This window comes from Hansschlegelia zhihuaiae, from assembly GCF_004103825.1.
GTDB lineage: Bacteria > Pseudomonadota > Alphaproteobacteria > Rhizobiales > Methylopilaceae > Methylopila > Methylopila zhihuaiae.
On sequence record NZ_RYFI01000014.1, the window covers coordinates 27,973 to 43,393 of the forward strand.

General features: G+C 71.3%; 16 protein-coding genes. 6 read left to right on the plus strand and 10 right to left on the minus strand.

From position 1 onward, the window contains the following. Positions 1-442, plus strand: a 442-nt coding sequence (locus EK403_RS23285; RefSeq protein ID WP_487327327.1) for a patatin-like phospholipase domain-containing protein, incomplete at its 5' end; no start/stop codon positions are given. 230 nt (positions 443-672) lie between these two features. Here the strand turns inward: EK403_RS23285 and EK403_RS14465 are convergent. Beyond that, positions 673-1,845 (minus strand): hypothetical protein, encoded by a 1,173-nt coding sequence (locus EK403_RS14465; protein WP_128778188.1) that lies wholly within the window; start codon positions 1,843-1,845, stop codon positions 673-675. A 144-nt stretch (positions 1,846-1,989) separates the two neighbouring features. On the opposite strand from EK403_RS14465, the gene EK403_RS14470 reads away from it, so the two are divergent. Continuing rightward, positions 1,990-2,559 carry a nitroreductase family protein gene (locus EK403_RS14470; protein ID WP_128778189.1) on the plus strand — a complete coding sequence of 190 codons (570 nt, stop codon included), beginning with the start codon at positions 1,990-1,992 and terminating at the stop codon, positions 2,557-2,559. A gap of 1 nt (position 2,560) precedes the next feature. Further along, a complete protein-coding gene (locus EK403_RS14475) occupies positions 2,561-3,184 on the plus strand; it encodes a flavin reductase family protein (protein WP_128778190.1) in 624 nt (207 codons plus the stop codon). On the opposite strand, the gene EK403_RS14480 is transcribed toward EK403_RS14475, so the two are convergent. Beyond that, positions 3,135-3,887 (minus strand): aldolase/citrate lyase family protein, encoded by a 753-nt coding sequence (locus EK403_RS14480; protein WP_164919612.1) that lies wholly within the window; start codon positions 3,885-3,887, stop codon positions 3,135-3,137. The genes EK403_RS14475 and EK403_RS14480 overlap by 50 nt on opposite strands. Before the next feature lie 137 nt (positions 3,888-4,024). On the opposite strand from EK403_RS14480, the gene EK403_RS14485 reads away from it, so the two are divergent. Continuing rightward, the gene (locus EK403_RS14485; protein WP_206659552.1) at positions 4,025-5,170 is read left to right on the plus strand and encodes a lytic transglycosylase domain-containing protein; all 1,146 of its coding nucleotides are present in this window, start codon (positions 4,025-4,027) and stop codon (positions 5,168-5,170) included. Beyond that, on the plus strand, positions 5,167-6,315 hold the full coding sequence (locus EK403_RS14490) for a DUF2336 domain-containing protein (protein WP_128778192.1): 1,149 nt from the start codon (positions 5,167-5,169) through the stop codon (positions 6,313-6,315). The genes EK403_RS14485 and EK403_RS14490 overlap by 4 nt, the downstream gene beginning before the upstream one ends. Before the next feature lie 13 nt (positions 6,316-6,328). Here the strand turns inward: EK403_RS14490 and EK403_RS14495 are convergent, their stop codons facing one another. From EK403_RS14495 to EK403_RS14510, 4 genes are all read right to left on the minus strand, one after another. Next, positions 6,329-6,886 (minus strand): Hpt domain-containing protein, encoded by a 558-nt coding sequence (locus EK403_RS14495; RefSeq protein ID WP_128778193.1) that lies wholly within the window; start codon positions 6,884-6,886, stop codon positions 6,329-6,331. A gap of 11 nt (positions 6,887-6,897) precedes the next feature. Then, a complete protein-coding gene (locus tag EK403_RS14500) occupies positions 6,898-7,443 on the minus strand; it encodes a response regulator (RefSeq protein WP_128778194.1) in 546 nt (181 codons plus the stop codon). Between the two features lie 66 nt (positions 7,444-7,509). Continuing rightward, on the minus strand, positions 7,510-8,289 hold the full coding sequence (locus EK403_RS14505) for an NAD kinase (RefSeq protein WP_128778195.1): 780 nt from the start codon (positions 8,287-8,289) through the stop codon (positions 7,510-7,512). Positions 8,290-8,396: 107 nt separating this feature from the next. After that, positions 8,397-9,371, minus strand: coding sequence for an MBL fold metallo-hydrolase (locus tag EK403_RS14510; RefSeq protein WP_128778196.1), 975 nt, complete (start codon positions 9,369-9,371; stop codon positions 8,397-8,399). A gap of 202 nt (positions 9,372-9,573) precedes the next feature. On the opposite strand from EK403_RS14510, the gene EK403_RS14515 reads away from it, so the two are divergent. Beyond that, positions 9,574-11,337 (plus strand): putative bifunctional diguanylate cyclase/phosphodiesterase, encoded by a 1,764-nt coding sequence (locus EK403_RS14515; RefSeq protein ID WP_164919613.1) that lies wholly within the window; start codon positions 9,574-9,576, stop codon positions 11,335-11,337. Positions 11,338-11,346: 9 nt separating this feature from the next. Here EK403_RS14515 and EK403_RS14520 read toward each other — a convergent pair whose 3' ends face one another. Genes EK403_RS14520 through EK403_RS14535 form a run of 4 tightly spaced genes read right to left on the minus strand, consistent with a single transcriptional unit; the run spans position 11,347 to position 15,392 of the window. Then, complete coding sequence (locus EK403_RS14520; protein ID WP_128778198.1) at positions 11,347-12,693, minus strand: FAD/NAD(P)-binding protein; 1,347 nt, start codon at positions 12,691-12,693, stop codon at positions 11,347-11,349. Beyond that, positions 12,690-13,868, minus strand: a complete 1,179-nt coding sequence (gene ssuD / locus EK403_RS14525) for an FMNH2-dependent alkanesulfonate monooxygenase (protein ID WP_128778199.1) — start codon at positions 13,866-13,868, stop codon at positions 12,690-12,692. The genes EK403_RS14520 and ssuD overlap by 4 nt, the downstream gene beginning before the upstream one ends. Next, positions 13,865-14,824, minus strand: coding sequence for a sulfonate ABC transporter substrate-binding protein (locus EK403_RS14530; protein WP_128778200.1), 960 nt, complete (start codon positions 14,822-14,824; stop codon positions 13,865-13,867). The genes ssuD and EK403_RS14530 overlap by 4 nt, the downstream gene beginning before the upstream one ends. Positions 14,825-14,840: 16 nt before the next feature. After that, positions 14,841-15,392 (minus strand): NAD(P)H-dependent oxidoreductase, encoded by a 552-nt coding sequence (locus EK403_RS14535; protein ID WP_128778201.1) that lies wholly within the window; start codon positions 15,390-15,392, stop codon positions 14,841-14,843. Positions 15,393-15,421 lie beyond the last annotated feature (29 nt).

The window sequence follows — 15,421 nt, forward strand, 5'->3', positions numbered from 1 at the left end:
CCCCGTGCCGGTCTCGGCCGCCCGGGCGCTTGGCGGCCGGCTCGTGGTCGCGGTCAACCTGCAGAGCGACGTCTACGGCCGCGGCACCGTCATCCAGTCGATCCCGACCGCCGAGCGCGACCAGGCGGCCGCTGAGGAGCTCACCTGGCTGAGCATGATGCGCGGCCGCAGGAGCGACGCTCCGCCCGCGGCCGCCGCGGCAGGCGGACCGCCGTCCACGCCCGGCATTCCGACCGTGATGGTCGACGCGTTCGGCATCATGCTCGACCGGATATCGCGGTCGCGCCTCGCCGGCGACCCGCCGGACATCACCATCGGCCCGCGGCTCGCCGATCTCGGCCTGTTCGAGTTCCACCGCGCGGCCGAGGCCATCCGGCTGGGCGAGGAGGCCGCCGAGCGCGCGATCGACGGCATCCGCGACACCATGAAGGCGCTGGGGTAGTTTCCTTCGAATGATCGCGGACGGAATCCGTTGTCTCCGCCGCCGGTCGCTCGCCCCCTCCACCGCTTCGCGGCCCCCCTCCCCCGCTGCGCAGGGGAGGAGCAGCGACGGCGCCGCATCGGATCCTCCTCCGCGTCAGCGGAGGAGGGGAACCATGGCGATAGCCATGGTGGAGGAGGCGGGTCCGCCGCGGGCTGAAGGGATGCTCACAAGGCGGACGCGTCGGCTCGTCAGTTCGCGCTGACTTCGACGTTCGCTTCCGCGCCGGCCTTCACCGAAAAACTCTGCTGGTAGAGCCGGCCGTCGCGGCGCGCGATCGCGACATAGTCGCCTTCCGCCAGCACGACGCCTGCGAGCGCGCCGATCGAGTCGCGGATGACGTCGCCGCCCGGCGTCAGGATCGTCCAGGACGTGTCGCGCAGCTCCGCGCCTCCCGGCTGATCAACGAGCTTCAGCGCGACCCGCGCCGCCTTGTGATGGACCTGCGCCTCGACGAGCTTGCCGGGCGCGACCTGAAGGTCGGCTTCGACCGAGGCGTTGGCGTCGCCGTAGCGCGAGGTCACGTGATAGGCGCCGGCCGGAAGCCTGAGCAGCGAACCGGCATGCACGTTCTCGGCCACGACGCGCTGCACGCCGCCCTCGTCGCGGCTGAGCTTGAACGTCACGGCGTCGTCCGGGGCCTTTTCGCCCGCCACGAAGGCCGCCAGCCGGACCGCGCCCGCAGGGATCACGATGGTCTGGGCGTTGGGCTGCGCGGCCTTGACGGTGATGACCTTGGCGGCGCTCGTCAGGCCATAGACCGCATGCACGATGTACCCGCCCGGGTCGAGCTCGAAGCGCGGCGAAGCGTCGATCGATTCCGCCACCAGCATGTGCTCGCCATTGGCGTCGGCCTGCTCCGTGAACAGCCTCCAGCGGACGCCGCTGCGGATCGCCGCCCCGCGCTCCTCGAAAACGGCCGAGAGCTGGAGCGGCTGCTTGACGACCGGCGCGATCGAATGCGGCGGCAGCGCCGCCTCCCTGGGCGTCTCCGCGCGCGCCGGCGGCCGGCTGTTCAGGTTCGGGAGTTTCAGCTGCTCGAGAACCTTGGGATCGAGCTTCTCGATCCGCTCCGGCGCGAGGACAGGCGCGGCGAGGGGCGCCGGCGTGGTAAGCGGAACGGGAGGCTGCAGTCCGATCCCCGCCGGACCGATCAGGTTCATGCGGCCCGAAATGGTCCCGCCGAAGCCGCGCTCCAGACGGGCGCCGGGGCCGGATCGGGCGGCCGCGCCCGCCATTCCGCCCGGGGCCAGCGGCCCGCCGCTCGGACCGCTCTGCGCGAACGCCTGCCCGGCCGACCCCGCCAGCAGGGCGACCGCCGTCAGAACCGCGACGGCGCAGGCGGACGACGAAGGGCGACCCATCGTCGAGCGATGCCACCTGACGGGTCCCAAGGCAAGCCCGGCGCATGTCAGCCCTTGCGCCGGCGCGCGGCGCCCCCGGTCGCGATCGGCCTGCGACGTGCTACATCGCGCGCCGAGACATCCTGAGACCGCATCGGAGCCGTCATGACCGACGCACTGGACCTCCTCTCTTCACGCCGCTCGGTGCCGGCGAACGCGCTCGCCGAGCCCGGCCCGAGCGCCGACGAGCTCGACCGCATGCTGACCGTCGCGGCGCGCGTGCCCGACCACGGCAAGCTCGCGCCCTGGCGCTTCGTCGTGATCGAGGGCGAGGCGCGCGCCGAGCTCGGCCGACGGCTCGCGGCGCTGCTCAAGGACATGGAGCCCGAGGTCTCGGACCAGCGCCTCGAGGGACAAGCCCGCTGCTTCTCGCAGTCGGCGCTGGTCGTCGCCGTGGTGAGCCGGGCCGGCCCCCATGTGAAGATCCCGGAATGGGAGCAGGTGCTGTCAGCAGGCGCGGTCTGCATGAACCTGTCGCTCGCCGCGAACGCGCTCGGCTACGGCGCGCAGTGGCTGACCGGCTGGGCTGCCTACGAGCCACGCGCCCGCGCGATTCTAGGCCTCAAGGCCGAGGAGCAGGTCGCGGGCTTCATCCATATCGGCGCGCCGACCGAGCGCTGGCCCGACCGGCCGCGCCCCAACCTCGCCGAGATCGTGACGCGGTGGAGCGCCTGAGATGTTCTACGAGCCCGTCCTCGGCCACGGCCTGCCGCACGACCCGTTCAAGGCGATCGTCGCGCCGCGGCCGATCGGCTGGATCTCGACGCTCGACGCCGAAGGGCGGCCGAACCTCGCCCCCTACAGCTTCTTCAACGGCGTCTGCGGCTCGCCGCCGATGGTGATGTTCTCGTCCGAAGGCGCGAAGCACTCCGCCATGAACGCGCGCGCGACGGGCGAGTTCGTCTGCAACTTCGCGACCTTCGATCTCAAGGACGAGATGAACGCGACCTCCGCGCCGCTGGGCCCCGGCGAGAACGAGTTCGTCCATGCCGGCCTTGAGACCGCGCCGTCGCGGACCGTCCGTCCGCCGCGGGTGGCCAAGAGCCCGGCGGCGCTCGAATGCAGGACCACGCAGGTCATCGAGCTCTCCGACCGACAGGGCGCGGCGACCGACCGCTTCGTCGTGTTCGGCGAGGTGGTGGGCGTCCATATCGACGAGGCGTTCCTGGTCGACGGCCTGTTCGACACCGCGAAGGCCCAGGCGCTGGCGCGCTGCGGCTACATGGACTACGCGGCGGTGTTCGAGACCTTCACGATGCGCCGGCCGGCCAGCCAGCGCCTGAGCCTCGGCGCCGACTGAACACCTGCGCGACGATCGCCGCCTGCCGGGCGTCGAGCGCGAGTTTGCCCGCAAAGCCGTCACGCCTTGCGGTCTCGGCCTCGCGGCGGAACGCCTCTACGCTGGCGCCCGAGAAGGGCGAGTCGATCGCAGGCAGCCTAGCGTCCGCCGCCGCCGCGAGCACGAGCGTGCGGGCGGTCTGGCAGGGGTCGGTCCAGCGTCCGTCCGGCTCGCGCGGGGCCTCGCCGCCGAGATCGTGGGCGAGCGCCTCGCCGTCCCAGGCGATCGCGGCGAGCCGGCGGCTCGCGCGGGCGAAGCCGATCAGGCCGAATAGGGCCGCGCCGGTCTCGACGAGCGCGATGATCCGGGTCGCGCCGTCCTCGAGGCCGGCCTTCGCCTCTGCGACCGCGAGCAAGGCGCCGAGATGCTCGAGGTCGGCGCTTTCCTCCGTGCGCGGCAGCAGGACGCCCGTCGGGGCGAGCGGCGCGAGAGCCGAGAGGTCGGCCTCCGCGGCGTCCGAATCGAGGAGGCCGACGCGGACGAAGGTCGGGATCGCGCCGCCGATCCGGGCGAGCGCGTCAGCAGCCGCCCGGCGGCGATCGCGGTCCGATCCGGGACCACGCGGATCGATTACGAGCGAGTCGGCGCCGGCCGCGAGCCCGGCGTCCAGCCCATCGTCATCGCCGGCGGCGACAAGCAGCAAAGATTGCAGCGGATTCACCACTGTCTTAACCGGTCCGAGCCGGTCATTAACGATCGGTTTACCATAGCCGCGCATCGTTTCCGCCCATCGACGGCGACTCCTGCCGTCACAGTGGAGCGCCTCCCTCGGGGGCGCGGGGTCGGCGGGCGCTTCAAGGAATGCAGCTGCTCTCTCCTTCGGAGGCCGCAGGGCGCGTCACCGCCGCCCTCAGGAGCGCGGCCGAGGCGACCGGCGCGGGCTTCGATTACCTGCTTCGCACCGCCCGACGCGAGTCTTCCCTGAACGCCGCGGCGCAGGCCCCGACCTCCTCGGCCCGCGGCCTGTTCCAGTTCATCGACCAGACCTGGCTCGAGGTTCTGAAAGAGGAGGGGCCGAAGCTCGGCCTCGCGGACGCAGCCGCGGACGTCTCGAAGACCGCCTCGGGCCGCTACGCCGTCTCCGATCCGGCGCGCCGCGCGGAGCTGCTCGCGCTGCGCGACGATCCGCAGGCTGCCGCGATGCTCGCCGGCGCCTTCACCCGCCGCAACGCCGCCGCCTTCACGGCCGCCATCGGCCGCCCGCCGAGCGAAGGCGAGCTCTACGCCGCGCATTTCCTGGGCGCGCAGGGCGCCGTCCAGCTGACGAGCCTCGCCGCCGCCTCGCCCCAGGCCTCGGCGGCTGACGCCTTTCCGGCGCAGGCGGCCTCGAACCGCGCGATCTTCTTCGACAAGGGCCGCGCCCGCTCCGCGCTCGAGGTCTACGCCAAACTGACGGCGAGCCCGGCGGACGTCTCGGCGCCGTCCATCCGCGCCACTGCGGTCGCGACGTCCAGGACGGCGGCCGTCGATCCCGAGCCCGCGCCCTACAATGGCGGCGTCGAGGACGACCGGGCGGCGTTCCACTCGATGTTCAAGACGGGACGGCGCTCGCCGGTTTCGGCCTATGTCCAGCAGGCCTGGTCGGCGTTCGGCGCGGCAGGCCTTGCAGCCGACATCGTCTCGAAGGCGAAACCCGCCACGGTCGCGGCCGCTTATGCTCCCGCCGCGTCCCCCGCCGCGTCGCCCGCCGCCGCGGCTCTGGAGGCCGCGGCGCGCAAGCCCGCGACCGCGAAGCGCCGCGTCGCGGTCGCGGTCGCGCAGCCCGGCCCGCAGGCGCCCAACTCGGCGAAGCCCGCCGCGGTCGCCGCGCAAGCTCAACCACCAGTCGCGTCCCCCGCGGCGATGAAACCCGAGCCCCGCGCGCCGCTCGACCTGGCGTCGTTTCTCAAGATCGACCTGAAGGCCGCCACGCCTGCGGCCGTCGTCAGGCGGGGGGCGCGGCCTTGATCGTCGAACGCTTCCTCGAATGGGCGGCCGTCGCGCCGCCCCATATGCGGGCCGAAGCCGTCGGGGCGCTGGCGCGCTCCTATCTCCACGGCGATCTTGAACCTCACCTGCGCGCCGAGGTCGAGGCCGTCCTGACCTGCATCCTCGACGACGCCGCGATCTCGGTGCGCTGTGCGATCGCGGAAGCCTTCGCGGCCTCGCCCGAGGCTTCGCCGGCCATCGTGCTGTCGCTCGCCCAGGACGCTCCTGACGTCGCGGAGCCGATCCTGCGACGGTCTCCGCTGCTCGCCGACGCCGAACTCGTCGACCTCGTCGCCCTGGGCGGCGAGCGGGTCCAGATCGCGGTCGCGGGCCGCCCGACGGTCTCGGCGCCGCTTGCGGCCGCGATCGCTGAGGTCGGGACCGCGGGAGCCTGCGCGGCGCTCGCGACCAATCCGGGCGCCCGCCTCACGCGCTCCGGCGCGGCCCGTATCGCGACCCGCCATGGCGGCGACGGCGCGGTGCGCGACGCGCTGATCGCCCGCGCCGATCTTGGCCCGGAGCTCCGCGCGATTTTTATGCGCTCCGTCGCTGACGCCCTCTCGTCCTTCGTGGCGGATTGCGGCTGGTTGCGCGCCGATCGGGCGCGCAAGGCGGCCGATGAGGCTTGCGAGCGCGGCGCGATCGCGATCGCGGCCGGCGCGTCGGACGCCCGCGCCTTCGTGCTGCACCTCGCCGCGCACGGACAGTTCTCGCCAAGCCTCGCCTTGAGGGCGCTGCTCAGCCGCGACCTCGTGCTGTTCGAGGCGGCGCTGTCGGCGCTATCGGGCCAGTCGCCGCGCCGGGTCGCGGGCTTCGTGCGGGATTTTGAAGGCCGCGGCTTCGCCGCCGTGTTCGCCGAGGCCGGCCTTCCGAAATCGGCGCTTCCGGTCTTCCGTGCCGCGCTCGCTGCCGAACGCGAGTTCGGCTTCGCGGGCTCTTCGGCCGGCGAGCGCATGCTCTCGCGCCGGATCGTGGAGCGCGCGCTGACCGCCTGCGAAGGGGCCTCGACGGAAGACCTGGCTTCGATGCGCGCGCTGCTCCGCCGCTTCGCCGCCGAGGCCGCGCGGGAGGAAGCCCGCCGCGCCTATGCGAGCCCGGACACGGCGGTGGCCGAGGCCGCCTGACGCGAGCCGTTCCTCACTGCCCGTCGATCCGCGGCGCGATCGCGTCCCGCATCTCGGCGAGGCCGGCGGCCAGCGCCGCGCCCAGCGGATGGTCGCGGTCGCGGGCGCCCTCGCGCACGATCGCCCGGATCGCCTCGACATGGTGGTCGACCAGCGGTTGGGGCGGCGGCCGGTCGCCCAGCGCGTCCATCAGGTCGCAAAGCCCGTCGGCGATCTCTCCGGCGAGGGGAAATCCGAAGGTCGCGGCCTGGCCGCGCAGGTCGTGCGCCGCCCGGTAGAGATCCGCCAGCGAGCCCGCGTCGCGGCGTTTCGCCGTCGCGAGGCGGGCGGCCTCGAGGGCGTCGATCTCGGCGTTCATCCAGAGATCGAACTCGTGCGAGAGCAGGTCGAGCGCGTGTTCCGCGCGCCGCACGGGATCGACCTCGCTGGAGTCCTTCGGGTCGACGTGGCGGACGGCGCGGGCCTTGAGCCTGTTCGGCGGCCGCAGCACGACATGGTCGGCGTAAACGTCGGCCGGGACGTCGAAACCGGGATCGGCCGTAGGAACCTGCCCGACGGGAGGCTCGCGCATTTCAGTGCTCCTCAGTAGCGCACGGATTCGCGCAGCCGCTCCGCCGAGGGATCGACCACGATCGCGTCGTCGTTGGTCCGCCGTTCCGGCCCGGTGTAGCTCGCGGACTGGCTGCGGCGCCGGTCGGGTCCGAAATAGTCTTTCGTCTTCACGAAGGGCCGCGGGTTCAGGACGCAGTTCAGCACGCGCTGATGCAGCGCCTTGGCCGAGATCGGCTTGCAGAGAAATTCCGTGACCCCCGCGTCGCGCGCGCGCATGACGCGGCTTTTCTCGGAGTGGCCCGTCAGCATGATGATCGGCACGTAAGGGTTCACGACGCTGTCGGGCCGCCGGATCATGGAGACGAGCTCGATTCCGTCGAAGATCGGCATCGCCCAGTCGACGATCAGAATATCGGGGAGATGAGAGGTGAACACCTCGAGGCCCGAGGCGCCGTCTTCCGCTTCGTGCACCTCGCGCGCGCCAAAGCCGTGCAGCAACGTCCGGACGATGCGGCGCATATGCGCGTTGTCGTCGACGATCAGGATACGCAGCTTGGAGAAATCGACGCGGATCATCTCGGACGCAAGGCGCAGGTTGCGCGGAAGATGATCGCCGATCGTCGTTAACGGCGCGTATTCGGCCTACCAGCCGAACTGCTCGGCGAGGATGCGCTCGTCGAGGCCGTGGCCGGGGTCGTGCAGCATCACGAGATCGGTCTTCCGGTCGAGCGCGATCTCGACGCGCTTCACGTCCCGGAACTCGGTGTTGTCGGCCACGGCCGCCACCGGGCGTTTCTCGTCCTCCAGGACGTCGATCGCGACCGCCGCTCGGTCGGGCAACAGAGCGCCGCGCCAGCGCCGCGGGCGGAAGGGCGAGATCGGCGTCATGGCGAGCAGCGGGCTCGCGAGCGGAAGCAGGGGACCGTGGGCCGAGAGGTTGTAGGCCGTCGAGCCGGCGGGGGTCGCGACCAGCACGCCGTCGCAGACGAGTTCGGCGAGCCGCGGCTTGCCGTCGACCTCGATCCGGAATTTCGCGGCCTGGTAGCTCTGGCGCCAGAGCGCCACCTCGTTGATCGCCTTCGCGACATGTATCCGCCCGTTGCGGTCTCGCGCGCGCATCGTGAGCGGATGGATGACGGTCCGTTCCGCGGCGGCGAGGCGCTCAGGCAGGTCGTCCTCCGAGTACTCGTTCATGAGGAAGCCGACCGAGCCGCGGTTCATGCCGTAGATCGGGACCCGTTGGCCCATGCCTTCATGCAGCGTCTGAAGCATCATGCCGTCGCCCCCGAGCGCGACCACGACGTCCGCCTCCTCGAGCGGAGCCTGTCCATATTTGGCCGTGAGGCTTTCCTGCGCGGCCCGCGCGTCCTCGGCCTGGCTCGCCAGGAAGGCGATCCGTTCAAACCGCTTGGGATCGGTCATCGGCGCGACGCGTGGCCCCTCGGGACGTCGGTTCCGGACGCCGCGCGAGGCGGCGGGGCTCCTTTACACGGGCCGGGCCGTCCGCGTCCATGCCGCGACCGGTCTTGTCAGAGGGCGGGGTTCCACATCTCCGGGACGAAGGCGTATTCGCGCGCGCCGCGCTGCGCGATGTGGCCGACGGCGGGGAAGGGGAAATGATAGCCGGCGACGCGCAGACGGTCGTTCGCCACCATGTCCAGCATACGCCGCCGCGTGGTCTCGGCGGCCTCAGCGTCCATGTCGAACACCGCGTGCCAGCCGGGATTGCGGACGAACAGGGCCGGATGATTGGTGGTGTCGGACCAGACGATGAGCTGGTCCTTGTCGGAGGCGACGCGGAACGCCGTGTGTCCCGGCGTGTGTCCCGGCGCAGGAATCGCGACGACGCCGGGCGCGGTCTCGGCCTCGCCCTTGAAGCGGCGCACCTCCTTGGCCAGCGGCCCGAACACCGTGCGGACGGTCTTGAAGGCGTTCTTGAGGCCGTCCGGAGCGCGGCTCATCTGCCCGTCGTCCATCCAGAACGCCCATTCGGCCTCGGGCACCGCCACCTCGGCGTTCGGGAACGCCAATCCGCCCTCCTTGAGGCGGATGCCGCCGATGTGGTCGGGGTGGAAATGAGAAACCAGAACGGTGTCGATCGCCTTGGGGTCGATGCCCGCGGCGGCCATGTTCTCGTAGAGCTGGCCAGCCGTCGGCGCCATCCGCCCGCCGGTGCCGGCGTCGATCAGGACCAGCCGCGAGCCGGTGTTGACCACCAGCGTCGTGAAGGTGATGGGAATCGTCGGGCCGTCGATGAAGGCGTCCGAGAGCGCCTCGCGGACCTCGTCGAGCGCGGCGTTGCGCACGAAGCTGGCGTCGAGCGGCCGGCGCGCGACCCCGTCGGTCAGCGCGGTCACTTCGTAGGAGCCGACCTTGTACCGATAGACGCCGGGAGATTGCCGGCCAGCGGCCGGGGCCGCAGCCTTCGCGCCTCCGAGCGCCACCGGCCCGGCGGCGGCTGCGCCCGCGCCGGCGAGGATGGTCCTGCGCGACATCGCTGTCATCTCATGGGTCTCCAGCGTCGAGGGCAATTAGGTCAGCCGGACCCCGTCCGGCAACTCGCGGCGATGCGAGGCGCGTCACTCTTGCGTGACGGTTGGCCGCCACGGGGGAGGCTCCCTATCTAGAATGAGGCGGCGAACAACGGCAGAACGGAGCGGTAACACATCATTCCGTAGCATGACGTATCAGGGTACGGATTGGACGATGACGGATTTCGACGCTTCCAGGGGCAAGGGTGCGTTTTCGGCGTCGCTTGACGCTCACTCTGCGTTGTCTCTGATCGAGGCGTCGGGGGAAGCCATCGTCGCGGCCGACGCCGGCGGACGCATCACGCTCTGGAACGCCGCGGCCGCCGAACTCTTTGGATATGCTGCGGAGGACGCGGTCGGAAGATCGCTCGACATCATTATTCCCGAGGCCATGCGCGGCGAACACGCTGCGGGCATGCGTCGCATCGTCGAGGGCGCGCCGGCGCGTCTGATCGGCAACCCCGTCGAACTCCAGGCCCGGCGCGCGGACGGCGCCCTCGTCCCGATCGAGATGCGGATCTGCGACTGGGGGAGCGGCGAGACCCGGTCGTTCGGCGCCGTGATCCGGGACCTCTCGGACCGTCGCCGCGCCGAGGAGCGCCTTCACGGGCTCGCGCATTTCGACCAGCTCACCCTTCTGCCGAACCGCAACCTCTTCCTCGACCGTCTCCAGAAGGCGATCGCGCTTGCCGACGCGGACGGCGGGATCACCGCGCTGATCGTCGACCTCGACAATTTCGCCGAGATCAACGACGCCTATGGCTATCCGGTGGGCGACGATCTGCTGTGCCGCGTCGCCCGGGAGCTGAAGCGGCTGATCGGGACCAGATCGGACGGCGTGTCGACGGCGTCGCGCATGGGCGCGAATCAATTCGGCCTCGCGCTCGCAGGCGCCAGCGTCATGGAGGCGATGGACTTCGCGGAAGCGGTGCGGCGGTCGGTGCAGGAGGTCGCGACGCAACTCGATGTCGTCGCGTCGGCGTCGATCGGCGTCGCGATGGCGCCGATCCATGGCTCCTCGCCCGGACGGCTGTTGGCAAATGCGGACTTCGCATTGCGCCGAGCGAAGCAGGAAGGCGGCGACCGGAGCCAGCTCTTCGATTCCCGCCAGCGCGAAGCGTTCCGCGTGCGCCGGGATCTCGAGACCGAGCTCAAGCGCGCCTGGGTCGCTGGCGAGTTCGAGGTGTACTATCAGCCTCAAGTCCGGCTCGCCGACCATGCGGTCGTCGGCGGCGAGGCGCTGCTGCGATGGCGGCATCCGAAGAGCGGCGTGCTGTTGCCCGGGGCGTTCCTGCACGCCCTGAAGGATGGCACGCTCGCCGAGCGGGTGGGCGATTTCGTTCTGCAGGAGGCCTGTCGCCAGGCGGCCGCCTGGCGCACGGCGACGGGCCGGCCGTTCCGCATCGGCGTGAACCTTTTCGAGCGGCAATTCGTGCGGCCCGACCAGCCGCGGCGCGTCGCCGAGACGCTCGAGGCCACGGGCCTTCCTCCCGAGGAGCTCGAACTCGAGATCACAGAGACTGTGATGACTGGATCGGACGACGCGTCGATCCGGCGCGTCGGGCGGCTTCGCGATCTCGGCGTCGGCATCGCGTTCGACGATTACGGGACCGGATACGCCTCGCTCGGCCTGCTGAAGCGCTATCCCATCACGCGGCTCAAGGTCGACCGAAGCTTCGTGCGCGACCTGGCCGAAGAGGGCGAGGGGAGGTCCGCCATCGTCGACCTCATCCTCGCGCTCGGAGAGCGCTTCGGCCTTGGGGTGATCGCCGAAGGCGTCGAGACTGAGCTGCAGATGAAGCGCCTGCTCGCCCTGGGCTGCGCCGAAGGGCAGGGCTATCTTTTCGGGAAGCCGATGCCGGCCGAGGACTTCGCCGGCCTGCTGGCTGGATCGAACGCTGCGTCCCGAGGCGGACGCGGCGGCGCGTTGGTCGCCTGACCCGGTCTATCAAGCGACCAGGAGACGGCTCCGGCGCGCCCTGACCTCCTCGGCCCGAATAATGTGGGCCGCGACCAGCTCGGCGTGCCGCGCGACCTCCGGCAGTCCCATGAGCTCTCCAAAGGCCGCGCGCGCCAGCGGGCCGGCGATCCAGAAGGATTCCGAAGGGCGTCCGTCCTGACCGAGCGCGACGCTGGTCTCGTCGGTCGCAAGGCCGAGGCCGATCCGGTCCGTGCTCACCAAGCCGTCCCGGACGAGCTGGCCGATGAGAGGGCTGGTCTCCGGCAACTTGCGATGGGCGGGACCGGTGGCGAGCGTCACCGCGTCATAAGCCGCCACGACGCGCTGGCCGCCGCGAAGCCGGATCTCGACCTCAAGCGCATCGGCGCGCGCGGCGGCATGTACGGGCTCGCCCTTGAGGACCGTCAGGGCGCCATCGGCCCGCAGCCGCTCGATCTCGCGCTCCACCTGGGGCGCGACGCGGAAGCGGTGGACGTCCCAGAACGCCCGCAGCCGCCGCACGACCTTGCGGCGCTCGGCCTCGGGGAGCTCGGCCCAGATCACGGCGCCCTGGAAGCGGGCGGCGTCCAGCACGTGCTGCCAGGGGCGGCCCTGCTGCTCCGCGGCTCGCACCGTGCGGCGCACGCGGCGCGAGACGGCGGTGATCTTCCCCCGATGGCCGCGCGCGGCGAGCGACGCGACGATGTCGGCCATGGTGAGGCCGCAGCCGACGATCAGCACGCGGGCGTCGGGCGCCACCCGGCCGAGCGCCGCGCTGTCCTGCGTGTCCACGATCATCCGGGTGTCGCCGGCGAGGCCCTCGAGCGCGGGCGGCGGCGAGGGCGAGGGATGGGTGGCGGCGAGCGCGACATGGTCGGCGGCGATCCGCTCGCCGTCCGACAGCTCGACCTCGTAGCCGGTCTCGCTCCGGCGGACGGTCTCGGCGCGCCGACATCGGTGCTCGATCTCGCCGGTGAGCAGATAGGGCTCGATGGTCTCCGCCGAGTACCGGCCGAAGGTCGCGCGTCGCGGGAATGCGCGACCGTCCGGAAGCAGCGCGTCCGGGTCGTCCTTGAGCGCGCCGTCGGCCTTGAGCCAGCGGTCGAAGTGGCAGGGGTCGGACGGGATGAAGCTCATCCTCGACGACGGAACGTTGATCCTGTGGGCGGGATCGGCGGTCGAATACGCGACCCCGCCGCCGAGATTGCGCCTCGGCTCGACGATCACGATGCGGAACTGGCCCGGCGCGCGGCGCACCAGCTGATGCGCGAGCACGGCTCCCGAAAAGCCGCCGCCGATGATCGCGACCGTCGGACGGCCGGCTTCGGAAGAGGAGGGGCCGTGCGTGGCGCTCACGACTGGGAGATCCTCAGCGCGGGACGGGAGTCGTTTGCGATGGTCTCGCCGAACGGGCCCATGTTGACGCTCGTCACCGCGGCCTGGCTCTGGGTCGACAGCGGCAGCAGCGGGAACACCAGCTCGGCGAAGCGGTAGGCTTCCTCGAGATGCGGATAGCCCGACAGGATGAAGGTGTCGACGCCTGCGCGCATATATTCCTTCATGCGCTCGGCGACGGTCTCCGGGTCTCCGACCAGAGCCGTCCCGGCGCCGCCGCGCACCAGACCGACGCCCGCCCAGAGATTCGGGCTCACCTCGAGCTTGTCGCGCCGTCCGCCGTGGAGCGCCGCCATGCGCTGCTGGCCGACCGAGTCCATGCGGGCGTAGACCTTCTGGGCGGCCGCGATGGTCTCGTCGTCGAGATGGCTGATCAGGCCGTCGGCCGCCGCCCAGGCCTCGGCCGCGGTCTCGCGGACGATGACGTGGAGCCTGATGCCGAACGTGACCTCGCGTCCCTCCCGCGCCGCGAGCGCGCGCACCCCGCCGAGCTTCTCGGCGACCTGCGCCGGCGGTTCGCCCCAGGTGAGATATTTGTCGATGGTCTTGGCCGCGACCTCGCTCGCCGCCGGCGACGAGCCGCCGAAATAGAGCGCCGGCCCGTTGGGCTCGGTCGGCGGGAACAGCAGGCGGCCGTCCTCTATGCGGATATGCTCGCCCGAATATCTCACCGTCTCGCCGGCAAGCAGCGACTTGTAGACGTCGAGGAACTCGCGCGTCACCTCGTAGCGCTGGTCGTGGCTCAGGAAGATGCCGTCGCCGGCGTTCTCGGCCGGGTCGCCGCCCGTCACCACGTTGATCAGCAGCCGGCCGTTCGAGATTCGGTCGAGCGTGGCGGTCATGCGCGCCGCGACCGTCGGCGATTGAAGGCCGGGACGGACCGCCACGAGGAAGCGCAGCCGCTCGGTCAGCGGCGCGAGCGCCGAGGCCACGACCCAGCTGTCCTCGCAGGACCGGCCGGTCGGCAGCAGCACGCCGTAATAGCCGAGCCGGTCGGCCGCCTGGGCGACCTGCGCGAGATAGCCGAGATCGACCGGGCGGCCGCCTTTGGTCGTGCCGAGATAGCGGCCGTCGCCATGCGTCGGCAGGAACCACAGGACGTTGGCGGTATCCGGCGCGTTCGGGGTCGAGGTCATCGGGAGACCTCCACCACCGCGTCGGAAATCTTGATCGGCTTCGGCAGCAGCTTCAGTTCGAGGAAGACGTCCGCGATGCGCTGCTGAGCCTCGACGACTTCGGGGCCGAGCGAGCGGACGCCGAAGGCCTGCCTCTGAAGCGCGAGCTTCAGGATCGGCGCCGGGATGCCGACCGCCGGCGCGAGCTCCGCCGCGGCCGCGTTGGAATCCTTGGCGACCCAGTCCTCGACCTTCACGAGCTCTTCGAACAGCGCCTTCAGGATCTCTTTGTTCGCTTCGGCATAGGTCCGGTCGGCGAGGAAGAACTGGTGGTTCGCCACGAGCCCTTCGCCGTCGGCGAGCACCCGCGCGCCGGCGGTCGCCTCGGAGGCGGCGAGGAAGGGATCCCAGATCACCCAGGCGTCCACCGAGCCGCGTTCGAAGGCGGCGCGGGCGTCGGCGGGCGGCAGGAAAGAGGTCTTGACGTCCGAATAGGCGACGCCGGCCTTCTCGAGGGCCTTCACCAGGAGATAGTGGACGTTCGAGCCCTTGTTGAAGGCGATCGTCTTGCCCTTGAGCTCGGCGACGGAGCGGATCGGGCTGTTCTTCGGCACGACGATCGCCTCGCCGCGCGGCGCCGGCGGCTCATGGCCGACATAGGCGAGCTTCGAAGACGCCGCCTGCGCGAAGATCGGCGGCGCCTCGCCCGTCGTTCCGAAGTCGATCGCGCCCGCGTTGAGGGCCTCGAGCAGCTGGGGGCCGGCGGGAAACTCGGCCCACTTGACCACGACGCCGAGCGGCTTCAGGCGCTCCTCCAGAGCGCCTTTCCCCTTCAGCAGGATGAGCGTTCCGTATTTCTGGTAGCCGATGCGGATGGTCCGGTCGGCGGCGTCGGCCGCTCCGGCCAGACCTACGGCCGCGACAAGCAGCGTCGCTGCCAGCACCCGCGAGGGGCGGAGAAAGGCGGGGATTCGCATTGGTCTGGTCTCTCGATCACGCCGCGGCGGCGGGGCGCAGGATCGCGCCGGCGGCTTCGCGGACGAGGGTTTCTATGCGGGCGGCTACGCGGTCGTCGGCGACCTGCCCGTCGGCGCCGACGTCTCGGTCGACGACGAAGACGGCGGTCGGCAACGTGTGGGCGTCGAACGAGCCGAACAGCGGGCGCATCTGGTGCTCGACCGCGAGCGCATGCCGGTCGCTGCCGCCGGTGGCGAGCAGCGCGACCGGAACGCCGGCCAGCGCGCGATAGTCCACGAGGTCAATAAGATGCTTGAAGAAACCGCTGTAAGAGCCTTTGTAGATTGGCGATCCAGCGACGATCAGGTCCGCCTGCTCGATCGCCCTCAACGCGGCCTCGACGGCGCGCCCGGCCGCGGGACGCGAGAAGGTCTGGCCGAGTTCGGAGGCGAGCTCGGCGACGTCGACGAGGGTCACGACGCCTCCCGACCGGGCCGCGATGCGGGACGCGACGTCGGCTGTCACGAGCCGGGTCCGGGAGGGGATCGACAGGCTCCCCGCGATCGCGACGACGCGGCGGGAGCTCATGCGTAGGCCCTCTGCGGCTCGCGCGCCCC

Coding starts and splice junctions, on each gene's coding strand:
- EK403_RS14515 (WP_164919613.1), top strand. CDS start 9,574: ATGACGGATTTCGACGCTTCCAGGGGCAAGGGTGCGTTTTCGGCGTCG.
- EK403_RS14485 (WP_206659552.1), top strand. CDS start 4,025: ATGCAGCTGCTCTCTCCTTCGGAGGCCGCAGGGCGCGTCACCGCCGCC.
- EK403_RS14535 (WP_128778201.1), bottom strand. CDS start 15,392: ATGAGCTCCCGCCGCGTCGTCGCGATCGCGGGGAGCCTGTCGATCCCC.
- EK403_RS14505 (WP_128778195.1), bottom strand. CDS start 8,289: ATGACCGATCCCAAGCGGTTTGAACGGATCGCCTTCCTGGCGAGCCAG.
- EK403_RS14465 (WP_128778188.1), bottom strand. CDS start 1,845: ATGGGTCGCCCTTCGTCGTCCGCCTGCGCCGTCGCGGTTCTGACGGCG.
- ssuD (WP_128778199.1), bottom strand. CDS start 13,868: ATGACCTCGACCCCGAACGCGCCGGATACCGCCAACGTCCTGTGGTTC.
- EK403_RS14530 (WP_128778200.1), bottom strand. CDS start 14,824: ATGCGAATCCCCGCCTTTCTCCGCCCCTCGCGGGTGCTGGCAGCGACG.
- EK403_RS14495 (WP_128778193.1), bottom strand. CDS start 6,886: ATGCGCGAGCCTCCCGTCGGGCAGGTTCCTACGGCCGATCCCGGTTTC.
- EK403_RS14500 (WP_128778194.1), bottom strand. CDS start 7,443: ATGATCCGCGTCGATTTCTCCAAGCTGCGTATCCTGATCGTCGACGAC.
- EK403_RS14510 (WP_128778196.1), bottom strand. CDS start 9,371: ATGACAGCGATGTCGCGCAGGACCATCCTCGCCGGCGCGGGCGCAGCC.
- EK403_RS14475 (WP_128778190.1), top strand. CDS start 2,561: ATGTTCTACGAGCCCGTCCTCGGCCACGGCCTGCCGCACGACCCGTTC.
- EK403_RS14470 (WP_128778189.1), top strand. CDS start 1,990: ATGACCGACGCACTGGACCTCCTCTCTTCACGCCGCTCGGTGCCGGCG.